This is a genomic window from Paenibacillus jamilae (genome assembly GCF_050482105.1).
GTDB lineage: Bacteria > Bacillota > Bacilli > Paenibacillales > Paenibacillaceae > Paenibacillus > Paenibacillus jamilae_B.
On record NZ_JBCNHI010000014.1, the window covers coordinates 158,982 to 175,910 of the forward strand.

Annotated in this window: 14 protein-coding genes and 1 tRNA gene; 13 read left to right on the forward strand and 2 right to left on the reverse strand. The window is 45.2% G+C overall.

Going from position 1 to position 16,929, the window contains the following annotated elements:
* Positions 1-39: 39 nt before the first annotated feature.
* Positions 40-804 carry an exodeoxyribonuclease III gene (locus ABEW32_RS11960; RefSeq protein ID WP_430187966.1) on the reverse strand — a complete coding sequence of 255 codons (765 nt, stop codon included), beginning with the start codon at positions 802-804 and terminating at the stop codon, positions 40-42.
* Positions 805-1,018: 214 nt separating this feature from the next.
* Positions 1,019-1,092 (reverse strand) — tRNA-Arg (locus tag ABEW32_RS11965).
* A 239-nt stretch (positions 1,093-1,331) separates the two neighbouring features.
* Here ABEW32_RS11965 and ABEW32_RS11970 point away from each other — a divergent pair.
* The 13 genes from ABEW32_RS11970 (at position 1,332) to ABEW32_RS12030 (ending at position 16,928) form a co-directional block, all read left to right on the forward strand.
* Positions 1,332-2,264: a hypothetical protein gene (locus tag ABEW32_RS11970; protein ID WP_430187968.1), complete on the forward strand. Its 933-nt coding sequence runs from the start codon at positions 1,332-1,334 to the stop codon at positions 2,262-2,264.
* Positions 2,265-2,407: 143 nt separating this feature from the next.
* On the forward strand, positions 2,408-3,721 hold the full coding sequence (gene tig, locus ABEW32_RS11975; protein ID WP_430187970.1) for a trigger factor: 1,314 nt from the start codon (positions 2,408-2,410) through the stop codon (positions 3,719-3,721).
* Positions 3,722-4,130: 409 nt separating this feature from the next.
* Positions 4,131-4,721: an ATP-dependent Clp endopeptidase proteolytic subunit ClpP gene (clpP, locus tag ABEW32_RS11980; protein ID WP_016324659.1), complete on the forward strand. Its 591-nt coding sequence runs from the start codon at positions 4,131-4,133 to the stop codon at positions 4,719-4,721.
* A gap of 12 nt (positions 4,722-4,733) precedes the next feature.
* Positions 4,734-5,990: an ATP-dependent protease ATP-binding subunit ClpX gene (gene clpX, locus ABEW32_RS11985; RefSeq protein WP_013372695.1), complete on the forward strand. Its 1,257-nt coding sequence runs from the start codon at positions 4,734-4,736 to the stop codon at positions 5,988-5,990.
* A gap of 110 nt (positions 5,991-6,100) precedes the next feature.
* Entirely contained in the window at positions 6,101-7,219 is a 1,119-nt protein-coding gene (gene ispG / locus ABEW32_RS11990; protein WP_063212213.1) for a flavodoxin-dependent (E)-4-hydroxy-3-methylbut-2-enyl-diphosphate synthase, read from the forward strand.
* A gap of 217 nt (positions 7,220-7,436) precedes the next feature.
* Positions 7,437-9,164 (forward strand): ATP-dependent protease LonB, encoded by a 1,728-nt coding sequence (gene lonB, locus ABEW32_RS11995; RefSeq protein ID WP_430187972.1) that lies wholly within the window; start codon positions 7,437-7,439, stop codon positions 9,162-9,164.
* Between the two features lie 110 nt (positions 9,165-9,274).
* The gene (gene lon, locus ABEW32_RS12000) at positions 9,275-11,611 is read left to right on the forward strand and encodes an endopeptidase La (protein ID WP_430187974.1); all 2,337 of its coding nucleotides are present in this window, start codon (positions 9,275-9,277) and stop codon (positions 11,609-11,611) included.
* An 18-nt stretch (positions 11,612-11,629) separates the two neighbouring features.
* Positions 11,630-12,241: a ribosome biogenesis GTP-binding protein YihA/YsxC gene (gene yihA / locus ABEW32_RS12005; protein ID WP_305166592.1), complete on the forward strand. Its 612-nt coding sequence runs from the start codon at positions 11,630-11,632 to the stop codon at positions 12,239-12,241.
* A gap of 288 nt (positions 12,242-12,529) precedes the next feature.
* Complete coding sequence (locus tag ABEW32_RS12010; protein ID WP_430187976.1) at positions 12,530-13,117, forward strand: non-ribosomal peptide synthetase module; 588 nt, start codon at positions 12,530-12,532, stop codon at positions 13,115-13,117.
* A 273-nt stretch (positions 13,118-13,390) separates the two neighbouring features.
* The gene (speD, locus tag ABEW32_RS12015; RefSeq protein ID WP_430188030.1) at positions 13,391-13,789 is read left to right on the forward strand and encodes an adenosylmethionine decarboxylase; all 399 of its coding nucleotides are present in this window, start codon (positions 13,391-13,393) and stop codon (positions 13,787-13,789) included.
* Between the two features lie 244 nt (positions 13,790-14,033).
* Complete coding sequence (gene hemA / locus ABEW32_RS12020) at positions 14,034-15,428, forward strand: glutamyl-tRNA reductase (RefSeq protein ID WP_430187978.1); 1,395 nt, start codon at positions 14,034-14,036, stop codon at positions 15,426-15,428.
* Between the two features lie 16 nt (positions 15,429-15,444).
* A complete protein-coding gene (gene ccsA, locus ABEW32_RS12025) occupies positions 15,445-16,272 on the forward strand; it encodes a cytochrome c biogenesis protein CcsA (RefSeq protein ID WP_430187980.1) in 828 nt (275 codons plus the stop codon).
* An 8-nt stretch (positions 16,273-16,280) separates the two neighbouring features.
* Positions 16,281-16,928 (forward strand): precorrin-2 dehydrogenase/sirohydrochlorin ferrochelatase family protein, encoded by a 648-nt coding sequence (locus ABEW32_RS12030; protein ID WP_430188032.1) that lies wholly within the window; start codon positions 16,281-16,283, stop codon positions 16,926-16,928.
* Position 16,929: the final 1 nt, after the last annotated feature.

Sequence of the window (16,929 nt, forward strand, 5' to 3'; positions counted from 1 at the left end):
CGGCTTTTTAAGACCCTAATTTCTTGTATTAGTGCGGAATTACGCGGAGATATTTTGCAAATTCAATATCACAGGACAGTGGTCACTGCCTGTAATATGGCAATCAATACTCGCATCTACTAATAGTGGACGAAGCCGCTCCGAGACGAGGAAGTAATCAATCCGCCAGCCGATATTCCGTTCCCTCACCTTTGGCATATAGGACCACCAGGAATAAACATCTGTTCGATCAGGATAAAAATATCTGAAGGTGTCTATAAATCCAGCGTCGAGTAGCTGTGACATGCGGTCTCGTTCCTCGGGTGTGAAGCCAGCATTTCCGTAGTTGGCTTTGGCATTCTTGAGATCGATCTCCTGATGAGCCACGTTCAAGTCCCCGCAAATGATGACAGGCTTCAGAGCGTCTAGTTGTTGCAAATAGTTGCGAAAACGGTCTTCCCATTCGAGCCTGTATGGCAGTCTGGATAAGTCTCGTTTCGTATTCGGTGTGTATACATTGACAAGATAAAATTTTTCGAATTCCAGCGTAAGAGTTCGCCCCTCCGGTTCTTCATTTTTTTCAAGTCCATAATGCACAGAGAGCGGCTTGATTTTGGTGAAGACAGCTGTGCCGGAATACCCTTTTTTCTCAGCATAATTCCAGTATTGCATGTATTCCTCCATGTTCTCCATGAGGATTTGTCCTTCTTGAAGTTTCGTTTCCTGTACGCAGAAAATATCAGCATTCGTTTCTTTTAGATAAGTATAAAATCCTTTGTTTAAACAGGCTCTCAAGCCATTTACATTCCAAGATATTAATTTCATTTGACTAAACTCCTTACTACTCCACGCAGTCAAGCGTTGTAATGGCCATATTCTAGATTAAAAGGCTGTTCCAGACAAGCGCTCGACAGCACGACGGAAACAGCCTTTTCTACATTAAAATAGGTTGTAATACAAGATAGGTTCCAACGTCCATGATAGATCTTACGTAGTTGGAAAATAAAAAAAGCTTCCTAAATAGGAAGCTTCGGCTATACGTCCCAGGAGGGATTCGAACCCCCGACCGACGGCTTAGAAGGCCGTTGCTCTATCCAGCTGAGCTACTGGGACATAAAATTCAAGCGAATATTAATATATCATATGGATGGAAAAGATTCAAGCTTTATTTTTGTATATATCGCTTATTTAGGCTTTACACCACATTAATTCAGGCTACACATCGTTTTTTTTGCCTTATAAAAGGGTATGTTAGAATACAGGTGAATATGTTGAAGACGAGTGGTTGAACTTCGGCTGCTGTTTCTCATATAATCTACAAATACTTTAGCTTGCGGAGGAGAGGGGGTGCCTTGAAAATAAACGACTCCAAGGTGACGACAAAAGAAAATAATATCGTATTGTTTCCGAAGACACTGGACTACTATCAAATTCAACTTACGGTGATGCTGGAAAACGAACGTTATGGAGAAGCGATGGCGATGCTGCGCTTTTTAATGCAGTGTCAGGGGCAGGAGCAGAAACAATACGATGAATGGAATGCTTTATTACAATGGTTGGAAGCTGCATTTCCACAGTACGCTGATAGTGGGGCGGTAACGAATTCTGCGGAAGAAGACGAAGTCAGTGAAGTAGAGTTGGCTCGCCGTCATGCACGCTTTAAGCAGGAACAGGATGCAGGCTACGGTAACAAGCTTTTGCAGATGGCTATGGATCAACCGTTGTCCGAACAGACGATTCTCGCATTGGAGCAGCTATCCTACTTGGAGCTGCCGGAGATCGACGATGCTTTGCTTCGCTGGATTACGGAACGGGAAATCCATCCTCTTCTCCAATTCCGTGTTTTGCAGACATTGAGACGCCGCGGGATGGAAGGAACGATAGAAATCAGACGGGGTGATGAACAGACGGAAATCGATATTGAAACGGTTCCGTTACAGCCGGATGATTTTCCAGAGGCGATTATGCGTATTTTGGAACGGGTAGCCGATCAGACTGAGGTGCATGAGCCTACGCTATTCTATTTTGCACAGGAGCTGTGGTCACAGTTTGTGATGGCCGTGTACGGTACGAAAGATTACAGATCGATGTTGGTAGAAGAGGACGGAATGCCAGATATTTGGGCGGCAGCACTCCATCAGACTGTTTCGGAAAGTTTAAACGGGAACAATAATGAGGAAGAAACCCGTGCTATTTATGGCATTACAGATGCACTGCGCTTCCGTTTTGAGCAGGCGTATCGGTCCATGCGATTATTCGTAGCGGCGGGAATGAACACTCCTTAATGACCGGAAACGTTTACCTGTTAAAGCATTCAAGGGCTGCTCTTGAAAAAGACAGTAATGTTAGATATACTATAGTGGTTATTTTGTGTGCGTTGATTGTAATGAAAACTAAGTGAAGATTTTGTTGGAGGGGAAAGCATAAAATGAAAGCAACTTGGGAGAAAATAGAGAAGAACCTTGGGGTTCTTGAAGTTGAGGTAGACGCGGATCGTGTAGCCGCTGCACTCGACAAAGCTTTTAATAAAGTGGTTAAACAAGTAAGCGTACCAGGATTCCGTAAAGGTAAAGTACCACGTCCTATCTTTGAAAAACGCTATGGTATTGAAAGTCTGTACCAGGATGCAATTGATTTCCTGCTGCCAGAAGCTTACGGCCAAGCTGTAGAGCAAACAGACATCTTCCCAGTAGATAGCCCTGATGTTGAAATTGATCAATTTGCTAAAGGCGAAACTTTCAAATTCAAAGCAAAAGTTACTGTTAAACCTGAAGTAACTTTGGGCGACTACAAAGGCGTAGAAGTGCCTGTAAGCAAAATCGAAGTAAGCGACGAAGAACTGGCTCAAGAGCTGGAGCGTCTGCAACAACGTCATGCTGAATTGGTTGTCGTTGATGAAGATGCAGCTCAATCCGGCGATACAGCTATCATTGACTTCGACGGTTCCGTAGACGGCGTACAGTTCGAAGGTGGACAAGCTGAGAAGTATTCTCTGGAACTGGGTTCCAATACCTTCATCCCTGGCTTTGAAGATCAAGTGATTGGTTTGCATACTGGTGATTCCAAGGACGTTGAAGTAACGTTCCCTGAGAACTACCATTCTGCTGACCTCGCTGGTAAGCAAGCTGTATTTAAAGTGAAAGTTCATGAACTGAAACGCAAAGTTCTTCCTGAATTGGACGATGAATTTGCTAAAGATGTAAGTGAATTTGACACACTTGCTGAATTCAAGGAAGACTTGAAAAAGCAATTGCTGGATCGCAAAGAAAACGAAGCAAAAGCAGCTCGTGAGGGCGCTGTAGTGGAGAAAGTTGCTGAAAATGCAACAATCGACATTCCTGAGGCAATGGTTAAGAGTGAAGTGCAAAACATGGTTCGCGATTTCGACAACCGTCTGCGCAGCCAAGGCATGAACCTTGAAATGTTCCTCGGCTTCTCCGGTCAAAGCAAAGAAGACCTGGAAGAGCAAATGAAAGCTGATGCTGAGAAGCGCGTACGCAACAACCTTGTGTTGGAGCAAGTGGCTAAAGCAGAAAACATCGAAGTTTCCGAAACGGAAATTAATGAAGAGCTGCAAAACATGGCTGATGCTTACAAACGTTCTGTAGAAGAGATCCGCAGCATTCTGGAAAGTAACGGCTCGTTCGCTAACTTGAAAGAAGAGATCTCACTGCGCAAAACAATCACTTTGCTGGTTGAAAACAGCAAAGAAGTTGAAGCGCCAGCTGCAGCTGCTGAGTAATTTAAACGATAAAATATACGGTGTATGCTGTAACAGGCTGCAACGTAGTAATTAGATAAGGATAAGGCACGTAGTGAAAGTTACGTGCCTTATTTTTACCTTAGACAATCCAAATTTTAGTCGTTTATGGAAAGCGCTGTGAATGGTGTTTTCTGTTTTACATAAGTCACTACCGTACATTTGCACATACATACGAAACATGGTTAAATATGAGAAGGTCTCGGCAGGACGTCTGTAAATAGCCTGTATTTTATATATGAGCACAGGCAAATATGACACGAGACTCTGAACATGTTAAAATATTTTGTAAGGTGTTCACGTTTCATGATTGCCGCTTTCGTTTTAATGGGACATAAGGAAGCGGATGAATACAGGTGTTCATTTTAATAAAGAAAAGAGGTTGGTCGTGATGAGTCTCGTCCCTATGGTTGTGGAACAAACGAATCGAGGAGAACGATCTTACGATATTTACTCGCGGTTGCTTAAGGATCGCATCATTTTCCTAAGTGGCCCGATTGATGACGATGTCGCCAATCTCGTCATTGCACAGCTGTTGTTCCTTTCTGCGGAAGACCCGGAGAAGGATATTAATTTGTACATTAACTCGCCAGGCGGTTCTGTAACTGCGGGCATGGGTATATATGATACAATGCAATTCATTAAGCCGGACGTATCGACGATTTGTGTAGGCATGGCTGCTAGCATGGGCTCTTTATTGCTTACAGCTGGTGCGCCAGGCAAGAGATATGCACTTACCAATAGTGAAGTTATGATCCACCAGCCGCTCGGCGGCATTCAGGGGCAAGCCTCCGACATGCTGATTCATGCGGACTGGATTATCAAAACACGTGCCAAGCTGAATCAAATCTATGTGGAGCGTACAGGTCAGCCCCTCGAAAAAATCGAACGTGATACTGACCGGGATTTCTTCATGGAAGCGGAAGAGGCGAAAGCATACGGTATCATTGACCAGGTGCTGTCTAAACCGATTAATCTGTAAAGGGGTGGCTCTATGTTTAAATTTAATGATGAAAAAGGACAATTAAAATGTTCTTTCTGCGGTAAATCTCAGGATCAGGTTCGCAAGCTTGTTGCCGGACCGGGCGTATATATATGTGACGAATGTATCGAGTTGTGCACGGAAATTGTAGAGGAAGAATTGGGTCATGAGGAAGAAGTAGATCTGAAAGACATTCCGAAACCAATGCAAATCCGTGAAATTTTGGACCAATATGTTATTGGTCAGGATCAAGCGAAAAAATCATTGTCTGTTGCGGTGTATAATCACTACAAACGTATTAATACACAAAACAAAATTGATGATGTGGAATTGCAAAAAAGTAACATTCTGATGCTTGGACCTACAGGTTCGGGTAAAACGTTGCTTGCGCAAACGATGGCTAAAATTTTGAACGTTCCTTTTGCTATCGCAGATGCCACTTCCCTTACGGAAGCGGGTTATGTGGGTGAAGACGTTGAAAATATTTTGCTGAAACTGATTCAAGCTGCCGATTATGATGTAGAAAAAGCAGAACGTGGCATTATCTACATTGACGAAATTGATAAAGTAGCTCGTAAATCCGAAAACCCATCCATTACGCGTGACGTATCAGGGGAAGGTGTACAGCAAGCGTTGCTTAAAATTTTGGAAGGTACGGTTGCTTCTGTACCTCCGCAAGGCGGACGTAAGCACCCGCATCAAGAATTCATTCAAATTGATACTACGAATATCCTGTTCATTTGCGGCGGTGCCTTTGATGGTCTGGAGCAAATGATCAAACGTCGTATCGGTAAGAAGGTCATCGGCTTTAATGCGACTAGCGAACAAAAAGATCTGAAACCAGGCGAATATACCTCCATGGTATTGCCTGAGGATCTGTTGAAATTCGGTCTGATTCCGGAATTCGTAGGACGTTTACCAGTTATTTCTACGCTGGAGCCGCTTGATGAGAAGACATTGGTTCGTATTTTGTCTGAACCGAAAAATGCCTTGACCAAGCAATACCAGAAGATGCTGGAATTGGACAATGTGCAACTGGAGTTTAAGCAAGATGCTCTGGAAGCCATTGCTCGTGAGGCGATCAAGCGTAACACGGGTGCCCGTGGCCTTCGTGCAATCATTGAAGGCATTATGCTCGACGTTATGTACGAAGTTCCTTCCCGTGATGATGTGACGACTTGCGTCATCAACGAGCAGGTCGTAAAAGACAAAATCGCACCGGAACTCGGTGGTACAGATAAGGATAAAAAACAAGAAGAGAGCGCCTAAGGATTGATACTTCGCGATCTCTACAATATGAGAAGCCAGATCTCCACTTCACTAAACCCGTATGAGGTTTTATGGGGTGGAGGTTTGGCGTTAATGGGAGAGAAAAGTACATGTTCTTAAGACAAGACACACGTCCCGTTAAAGTCGGGAATCTGACGATTGGCGGCAGCAATGAAGTCATCATCCAAAGCATGTGTACAACCAAAACGGCAGATGTGGAAGCTACAGTAGCTGAGATTCTTCGCTTGGAAGAAGCTGGATGTCAAATAGTGCGGGTTACCGTCAACAATGAGGAAGCTGCCGCAGCCATTAAGGAAATTAAGAAGCGGATTCATATTCCGCTGGTTGCAGATATCCACTTTAATCACAAGCTGGCTCTACTTGCAATTGAGAATGGGATTGACAAGGTTCGGATTAATCCAGGCAACATTGGACGACGTGAAAAAGTGGAGGCTGTCGTTAAGGCGTGTAAAGAAAAAGGGATTCCAATTCGGATTGGTGTGAATGCCGGATCATTGGAACAGCACTTACTGGATAAGTATGGCTACCCTACGCCAGAAGCGATGGTAGAAAGTGCACTGTACCATATTGGGATACTCGAGGAACTTGATTTCCATGATATTATCGTATCACTGAAGGCTTCGGACGTTCCGATGGCCATTGCTGCTTACACGAAGGCAGCTGAAATTATTAAATATCCACTTCATTTGGGCATCACCGAAGCTGGTACACTCTTTACTGGAACGGTCAAAAGCGCAGCGGGTATGGGAGCCTTACTATCAGCAGGTATCGGGTCTACCATGCGTATTTCGCTAAGTGCCGATCCGGTAGAAGAGGTGAAGGTAGCACGGGAGTTGCTCAAAACGTTTGGGTTGATCACGAACGCAGCTACATTGATTTCTTGTCCGACCTGCGGACGTCTCGACATTGATCTGTTCTCTATTGCGAACGAGGTAGAGGATTACATTGCAAAACTCAAGGTGCCGATTAAAGTCTCCGTACTGGGATGCGCAGTTAATGGTCCGGGTGAAGCGAAGGAAGCCGATATCGGAATTGCCGGAGCGCGCGGAGAAGGCTTGTTGTTCCGTTATGGAAAAATGATTCGTAAAGTCCCTGAGGCTGAAATGGTTGACGAATTGAAAAAAGAAATTGATATCATCGTCAAGGCTTATGAGGAAACAGGTAAAATACCGGGACGTGAAGAGCGTCACACTGCTGAGAAGGTGTAGGCCAAAGCGGTCTTTTTAAAACAGGTATAATCATAAGCTATTGTCATCGTTAAAGCGCCGTGGAGAGCAGCTCTGCTACAGAACTGTTCTTCACGGTGTTTTTGTATTTCTCTCTGATCTTTTGAAAGACAGCCGTTTAGCTCTCGTGGAAAAGGAAATACTGTCTTTCATAGAACAGCATTTTCAAATTGCTGAGATGAGAAACGGAGGAAATACGATGGACTTGACTATGATATTGTTACTGGTGCAAATGTTTTTCGGGATTGTCATTGGACTGTATTTCTGGAACCTTCTGCGGAGCCAGAAAACGAACCGTAGTGCGGTGGATCGGGAATCCCGAAAGGAACTGGATAAGCTGCGCAAATTACGTTCTATTTCACTTACCAAGCCGCTGGCTGAACGCACGCGACCTGCTACGTTACAGGATATTGTCGGTCAGAAGGACGGACTGCGTGCGCTCAAGGCGGCGTTATGCAGTGCGAATCCGCAGCATGTCATTATTTATGGCCCCCCCGGTGTAGGGAAAACGGCTGCGGCACGTGTGGTGCTGGAAGAAGCTAAGAAAAATCAGTCCTCCCCGTTCAAGGGAGATGCCAAATTCACGGAGATTGATGCCACGACAGCCCGTTTTGACGAGCGTGGCATCGCGGACCCGTTAATTGGTTCTGTGCATGATCCAATCTATCAAGGGGCAGGAGCGATGGGGGTAGCGGGTATTCCTCAACCTAAACCCGGAGCTGTAACGAAGGCACATGGAGGAATGCTGTTCATTGATGAGATTGGCGAGCTCCATCCAACCCAGATGAATAAGCTGCTGAAAGTGCTGGAGGATCGGAAGGTATTTTTGGAAAGCGCATATTACAATTCAGAAGACTCGCATACGCCTGCCTACATTCACGATATTTTCCAAAACGGTCTGCCTGCGGATTTCCGCTTGGTAGGTGCAACGACCCGTTCACCGCATGAGCTGCCACCTGCTATTCGATCCCGGTGTATGGAGATTTATTTCCGTGCCCTGCAACCACAGGAGATTGCTCGTATTGCTGAAGATGCCGTACACAAGCTGGGCTTTGGCCCTTGTCCAGAGGCAGTCGAGGTTGTACAGCGTTACGCGACCAACGGCCGGGAGGCAGTCAATATGATCCAGCTTGCTGCTGGTTTGGCACTTACCGAGAAAAGGGAACGACTCGATGCTTCGGATGTAGAGTGGGTAGCGGGTAGCAGCCAAATTCAACCTCGTCCTGATCGAAAAATACCGGGCTTGCCGCAAATTGGATTCGTTAATGGTTTAGCTGTATATGGTCCGAACATGGGTATGTTGCTGGAAATTGAGGTTACCGCGGTTCCGGTTCCCGAAGGAAAGGGAAGCTATAACATTACGGGTGTTGTGGATGAAGAAGAGATTGGAGGTAACTCCCGTACACTGCGTCGTAAGAGCATGGCTAAAGGCTCTGTGGAAAATGTTCTGACTGTTTTGCGTACGCTCGGTTTGTCTCCGTCCAATTACGATCTGCATATTAATTTTCCTGGGGGGACGCCAGTAGATGGTCCGTCGGCAGGGATTGCGATGGCAACAGCTATTGCCTCGGCCATGCGGGGAATTCCGGTGGATCATGAAATTGCCATGACTGGCGAGATTAGCATCCATGGCCGAGTGAAGCCGATTGGCGGCGTATTAGCCAAGGTGGAGGCTGCTTTTCAGGCTGGTGCCAAAAAAGTGATCATTCCGCAGGACAACTGGCAGTCTCTTTTTGACAGCATTGAGGGTCTAAAAGTCATCCCTGTACAGTCGGTTACCGAAGTGTTCCGTCATGTGTTTGGAGAAGAGATGACCACGGAGGCGCCTGTACATGCGCCAATTGAGACTTTTCACCCATCTCAATCCTCCTTGTTACAGGCGGATGGAACGCATAATGGGACGATTTCAGATACAGGGTCTTGCTAATGAACTAGTCTTTCATTGGTTTTTTTATAAAACATTTGATAAAATATGAAAGATAACAACGTGAGGATTGTAAAATCCGGAACCTGAGAATCACTGGAGGTGCGAAAGCGATGGGACCCACCAAGACAAAAGGTCGTCGTTTTCCTTTGCTGCCTTTAAGAGGACTTCTGGTTTACCCGAGCATGGTTCTGCATCTCGATGTGGGCCGGGAAAAATCGGTCAAGGCTTTGGAAAAAGCGATGGTTGAAGACAATTTGATTCTCCTGTGTTCTCAATCAGAAGTTAATATTGAAGAACCCACACAAGAGGATATTTTTCGAGTCGGCACGGTAGCCAAAGTACGCCAAATGCTCAAGCTTCCCAACGGAACCATTCGAGTACTTGTGGAAGGGCTGGAACGCGCTGAGATTATTCAATATACGGACAATGAAGAATATTACGAGGTAATGGCGAAGGAACTGCACGAGGCAGAAAACGTACAGCCTGAAACGGATGCGCTTATGCGCACTGTATTAACTCAGTTCGAGCATTATATCAACTTGTCCAAAAAGGTAACACCGGAGACTCTCGCTGCGGTATCTGATATTGAGGAGCCAGGACGGCTGGCTGATGTGATCACAAGCCATTTGACGCTCAAAATTAAGGAAAAGCAGGATATATTGGAGACGATCGACGTAACTCAGCGTCTGGAGAAGCTCATGGATATTTTGAACAATGAGCGTGAAGTGCTGGAGCTGGAACGTAAAATTAACCAGCGTGTGAAGAAGCAGATGGAAAAGACGCAGAAGGAGTATTATCTGCGTGAACAAATGAAGGCGATTCAGAAGGAACTTGGTGAGAAGGAAGGTCGCGCGGGAGAGGTTGAAGAACTACGCAACCAGCTAAGTGAACGGGAGTTGCCTGTTCCGGTCAAAGAGAAGATCGAAAAGGAAATTGACCGTCTGGAAAAAATGCCAGCAAGCTCTGCCGAGGGTGGTGTCATCCGCAATTACGTCGATTGGCTGTTAAGCTTGCCTTGGAACAAGTTTACCGATGATGATCTCGATATCGTTAAAGCAGAGGAAATACTCGATAACGACCACTATGGACTGGATAAGCCCAAGGAGCGGGTGTTGGAGTATTTGGCCGTACGCAAACTGGTGAAGACTATCAAGGGACCCATTCTGTGTCTCGTAGGTCCGCCAGGAGTCGGCAAGACCTCGCTGGCTCGCTCGATTGCCAAATCTATGGGTCGGGAATTTGTCCGCATCTCTCTCGGAGGCGTGCGGGATGAAGCGGAAATCCGTGGTCACCGCCGGACTTATGTCGGCGCGATGCCGGGACGGATTATTCAAGGGATGAAGACTGCAGGAACATCTAATCCTGTCTTTTTGTTGGATGAAATCGACAAGATGGCTTCCGATTTCCGAGGCGATCCATCCGCGGCTTTGCTCGAAGTGCTTGATCCTGAACAAAATAACACGTTCAGTGACCATTTTGTCGAGTTGCCGTTTGATCTGTCCAATGTAATGTTTGTAACGACGGCCAATGCTGCACATAATATCCCGCGTCCGCTGATGGATCGCATGGAGACACTCTATATTCCCGGTTACACCGAACTCGAGAAGCTGGAAATCGCCAATCGATATCTATTGCCCAAGCAGAAGAGAGAGCATGGCTTGGGAGAAGAACAGTTGGTTGTTGGGGAGGATACGCTACTGCGTGTCATTCGCGAATATACCCGTGAATCCGGTGTGCGGAATCTTGAACAGCAAATGGCTTCTCTGTGCCGAAAGGCAGCGAAGTCAGTTGTATCCGGTGGCGAAGGACCAATTCAAATCACACCGGATAATTTGAAAGATTATTTGGGCATCGCCAAATTCCGTTACGGTGTAGCAGAGCTGGAGGATCAAATCGGTACGGTTACAGGCTTGGCATGGACGGAGGTTGGTGGTGAAACACTGATGATTGAAGTGACGGTCGTGCCTGGTAGCGGGAAACTGATTCTTACAGGTAAGCTTGGGGACGTTATGAAAGAATCCGCGCAGGCGGCATTCAGCTACACTCGCTCCAAAGCAGTCGATCTGGGCATTGAATTGGACTTCTATGAGAAAAATGATATCCACATTCATATTCCTGAGGGAGCAATTCCTAAGGATGGTCCATCTGCCGGGATTACGATTGCTACCGCATTGATTTCAGCTTTGACCAATCGTCATGTATCCAAGGATGTAGCGATGACGGGCGAAATTACACTGCGCGGTCGTGTACTGCCGATTGGTGGTTTGAAAGAGAAGTCGCTGGCTGCCCATCGGGCAGGCTACAAAAAAATTCTGCTTCCCAAAGATAATGAACGGGATTTGAAGGATATTCCCGACAGTATCCGGCAGGATGTTGAATTTGTTCCCGTTGCCCATATGGATCAGGTGTTAAAGCATGCTTTGGTTGAGCAGGCAAGGGTACATTAGAGAGGAATTAAGGACATAATGAAAGTAACAAAAGCAGAATTTATAATAAGTGCGGTTGGCCCGAGTCAGTTTCCTGTGGACGCTTTGCCAGAGATTGCTCTGGCGGGGCGCTCCAATGTTGGAAAGTCATCGCTGATTAATCGGATGATTAACCGTAAAAATTTGGCTCGTACCAGTTCTACGCCGGGTAAAACCCAGCAACTCAATTATTACCGGATTAATGATGAACTCTATTTTGTCGATTTTCCCGGTTACGGTTATGCTAAGGTATCCAAAACGTCCCGCAAGGCTTGGGGGCAGATGATTGAGTCTTATTTGCTGGAACGTGAGCCACTCAAGCTGGTGCTTCAAATGGTAGATTTGCGCCACCCACCGTCCAAGGATGATATCATGATGTACGATTGGTTGCGTCATAACGGGCTTCCGGTCTGCGTCGTAGGCACAAAAGCAGATAAAATCCCTAAAACACGGCGAGAAAAGCACTATAAGGTAATCAAGCAGGAACTTGGAATACTTCCTGGGGGTTTGTTTATCCCCTTTTCATCCGAAGAAGGCATGGGCAAGGAAGAGCTGTGGTCGGTCATCTCCAGCTATATAGAGAATGATGACGAAGAGCAGACGGAATTGTAAGGTTAGGGACGTCCTTAAGGACGTCCTTTTTTCATGATATTGAATTCAAGGGAATATAAAAACCACTAAATAGGTAGGAAAAATGTATAATCACTAAAGGAAATCGTGGGATTTAAGTGTAAAAGTGAGCATATGGTGGATCATGTAGTCACTACTCCGTTATTTTCCGTTTATTTCCGATGAATGGCGGATATCTATATTTGTTGTGCAAGAAAAGCACTGCAGGTGTGATGTATAATAAAGGATAAAGCTTACATAAAGGTTCAGGAAAGAATTGAGGAGATTGGTATGGCACAGCGGCTAGCCACAGAGTATGTAAAAACCACTTTGACCTTGTCAGAAACTCAAATGGACGAATTTTTGCAGGCAGTGGATGATCCCCAGGTGCATTATCGTATTAAAGTTCTGGATCACGGAAGACAGGAAATCGTTCTGGAGCATACTGCAGGTGAGGAAGTTCATTTGTTGTTTGAAGCCAAAGAGGGAGCGATTGTCTGTGAATTGACTTGCCGCTTAATTCATCCCCAGCTAACCCTGTTCATACGCCGACTATTTGTTCGCTTTAAGGGTGAAGGTATGGTGTACCGAGTGTATCAAGGATTCACTATGGTGTATTTTTATAATGAAGGTACAGTTCGCAAAATTATGGAAAAGAATGCGGAAGGCTCTAGGCTAGTGTTTGAAAATAGCAATACAGTGCAAGAACTGCAACAGCTTTTTCAGCACCAGAACGTCGAAAATGAAATATCAGATGTATACAATCTCATTAATTCGTTACTTGACGAGCGGAATCTGGCGCGTACTTTATCTGAGCTGGAACAGATTGACCACAAGCTTCGGATAAGTTGCTCTAAATTATTTGCACTGGAAGCTTAAAAAGACTTGAATATATGGAATGAATTGTTATGCAATGGAGTCCTCTTTTCTATACCGAAAGGGGCTTTTTTATTCCAAAAAAATGATTGCATTTGCTGCACATAGATGTTATTTTTAATCTCGTTGAAAATGAAAAGAATATAGGAACCAGGATTCACTCAGGACATTGAATGTTGCGAGAGGTTATCCCTCGGGAAGTGAATGACGTAGGTCCTAGCGGATGAAATTTTTTCAAACATTTTATTCCTAGGAAGGGGGAACCGAAAGATGGAATTGGAGTATTCAACTTTCGGAAGACACGTTGCAGTAGATACTTGGGGTGTCGGTTTTGAATTACTGAACGATGCGCAGTTTCTGGAGGCTCATTTAGTTGAAGCTGCTGAAGCTTGCGGAGCAACGGTGATGTCCGTTCAATCCAAGCAATTCGAACCACAGGGAGCTACTGTGCTTGTACTGTTGTCAGAGAGTCACCTCTCTATTCATACGTATCCTGAGAGAGGGTTCGCTGCTATTGATTGTTACACTTGCGGCGAGACTGTTGATCCGCAGTTGGCTATTGATTACCTGGTATCCGTTCTAAAGCCGAAAAAAACATATGCGAAGAAGCTAATTCGCGGCTTGGGTGAACTTCAGGTGGAATTACCGGAGTGCAAGTTGGCTGAGTTGGTGTAAATCTTTCTTTATGGAGCCTTTTATGCGTCCTATATTGTAACCATGGAACATTTCCATGGTTATTTGTTTTAAAAGTGGTTCAAACTAAATGATACAAAATGTGCTCGATGCTTATGAAAGCCATCTAATTTTCATAAACAATTCATAAAACAGCCGAAGGGTATTCGGACTTCTGTGATATAATTAACATAGTTTATGATAACAGTGAGTATTCTTATTACAGTTTAGGCAGGTGAATTTTACAATGCACATCGTCGTTGTTGGGTTGAATTATCGTACGGCGCCTGTGGAAGTCAGAGAACGTTTTACATTTGCAGAACAGGATTTGCCAAAAGCGCTGGAGCAACTCAAACTTACCAAAAGTGTGTTGGAGGGCGTAGTTGTCGCAACCTGCAATCGGACTGAAATATATGTTGTGGTGGACCGCCTTCACATGTGCGGTTATTTTATACGCAGTTTTATGGAGCAATGGTTTGGTATTCCTCGTGATCATTTTACACAACATTTATATATATATGAAGACGAGCAGGCAATTCGGCATTTGTTCCGTGTGACTTGTGGTCTGGATTCCATGGTAATCGGAGAAACACAGATTTTGGGTCAGGTAAAGAATGCCTTTCTTCAGGCTCAATCTCAGAAAATTACAGCAACATGGTTTAATATGCTGTTTAAGCAGGCCGTCACATTGGGCAAGCGTGCCCATTCGGAGACATCTATTGGAGAAAGTGCCGTATCTGTTAGCTATGCAGCCGTTGAGCTGGGCAAACGGATTTTCGGGATGTTTACGGATAAAAAGGTACTGATCCTTGGTGCTGGTAAAATGAGCGAGCTCACCGTTAAGCATTTGTACAGTGGCGGAGCTGCCGAGGTTATTGTAGCAAATCGAACTTTGTCCCGTGCGGAAGACCTAGCCTCCAAGTTTAATGGAACGCCAGTTACGATGGAGGAAGGCATGAATCGTTTGGCAGATGTGGATATTGTGATTAGCTCGACGGGTGCTCAGGGGTATATTCTGGATCGCAGCCGCGTTGAAGCCAGTATGAAACGTCGTCAGTCTCGTCCTTTGTTTATGATTGATATCGCGGTTCCGCGTGATCTGGACCCGGCTATTGGCGAATTGCAGAATGTTTTCCTGTATGATATTGATGATCTGGAAGGGATCGTGGAGAGCAATCTGGAAATGCGTCGTACTGAAGCTGCCAAAATCGAGCATATGATTGAAGATGAGCTTAGCGAGTTTTATCAATGGTTAAAGACGATGGGAGTGCGTCCAGTGATTCGTGCATTACAGGAGAAGGCGGAGTCTATACATCAGGATACGCTGGAAAGCTTGTTCAATAAGCTTCCCGAAATGGACGAACGGCAGCGTAAGGTAATAAGCCGCTTGACGAAGAGTATGCTCAATCAGATGATGCATGATCCGATTAATCGCGTGAAAGAAATGGCTGTCCAAAAGCAGGGGAATGAGGCGCTAGACATGTTTAGCCACATTTTTGCTTTAGAGGATCGGTTGGAGGACGCCGCTCAGAAAGTAGATAAAAGCGATGCATCTGCGTTAATAAAACCGGAGGCTGGGGTTCATGGAAAAACCGGTCAGGCTCAGGCTTTGCCAGCGTCGTTTGCGCCGGCTAGCCTGTAAAGGTGGGTGAACAGACTTGGCTTCAGGCGTACTTATATATGATTCCATGATTTATGTTTTTGCCCTGAGCCTTCTGTTTGTATTTTCGGATGGGATTCGTCGCAACGTGAATGCTAAACGGACAGGTACAGGGCTTCTTGTTGTCGTTATATTGCTCCAGCTTGTTTATATGGGCATGAGAACCTGGAATGAAGGACATCTTCCCATTTTCGTGACCTATGACTTTCTGTTTTTGTTTTCATTTATTTTGGTCGTGATTTCATTGATTCTGACACGTTATCAGCGATCTGAATTTGCGGTATTACTGCTTAATATCATTAGCTTTGCGGTTCTTGTGCTCATTAATATATGGATGGAGCCGATTGACAATCCGCTTGGAAACTGGCATACCGTGCATGGACTGCTGCTGATTCATATTGCACTGGCTAATCTTGGCTTTGTCGCGATGACGGTAGCGGCTGTATTTTCCGGATTGTATCTGTTTTTGCACCGCAAGTTGAAAGTTAAAAAATGGAATGACATGATGAGACGCCTGCCGAGTCTGGAAATAATGGATCGGTATACGCATATGGCGCTGTTAATTGGTACTCCATTACTGGGAGTCTCTATTGTCGTTGCCGTTATTTCTATTATTGCCGAGGAGCGCTGGCGTCTGCTGCTAGATACCAAAGTGCTGATGACGGCGATTGCTTTATGTGTGTATATTGTATTTTTAGTAAGCAAAAGATTGAACCAGCGTTCAGGTCTTATTATGGCAAAGTGGTCTTTAGTTGGCTACACGCTATTGATTCTTAATTTTTTGCTGAATTCCTGGTCTGTATTTCATCAGTGGACGGGAGAGTGAAAAGCCAGTTGCAGCATTTTGTCCCGATTTCGTTGAATTGTAATAATAAAATCTGTTGTGTTGTAGGCGGCGGCAGGATTGCGGAACGAAAGGTTAAGGGGATGATGGAAAGTGGGGCGCTCATCACCGTCATTAGCCCGAATATAACGCCGGATTTGAAGATCCTGGCCGATCACAAGCGGCTCCACTGGGTAAATCGCGTATATCGCGAGGGTGACCTCCAGGGAGCCTTTCTTGTATATGCGGCAACAAACCAGAGAGAAGTGAATAATGAGGTTGCGCAAGAGGCTAGACAAAGGGGTATACTGGTAAATGTGACGGATCGCTCGGAAGACGGAGATTTTATAACGCCGGGCATCCTTCGACGAGGGCGACTGACGATTAGTATTTCCACAGAAGGAGCAGGCCCCGCTGTGACCGCTGATATTACATCGACCTTGGATACGTTGTTCGGTAGCGAATACGAGCCTTATCTGGATTTCATGCACGATATGCGACAGATCATCAAACGCAAGATAAGTTCTCCACAGCAAAGGACCAAGCTATTAAGACGCTTGGTGAATAGTGGGATTTTGGATCAAATACGACGTCATGAATTTATGGCATGGACCGAAAAAGAAATAGATCTATGGATTGCGCAAAATCAGGAGGAATAAC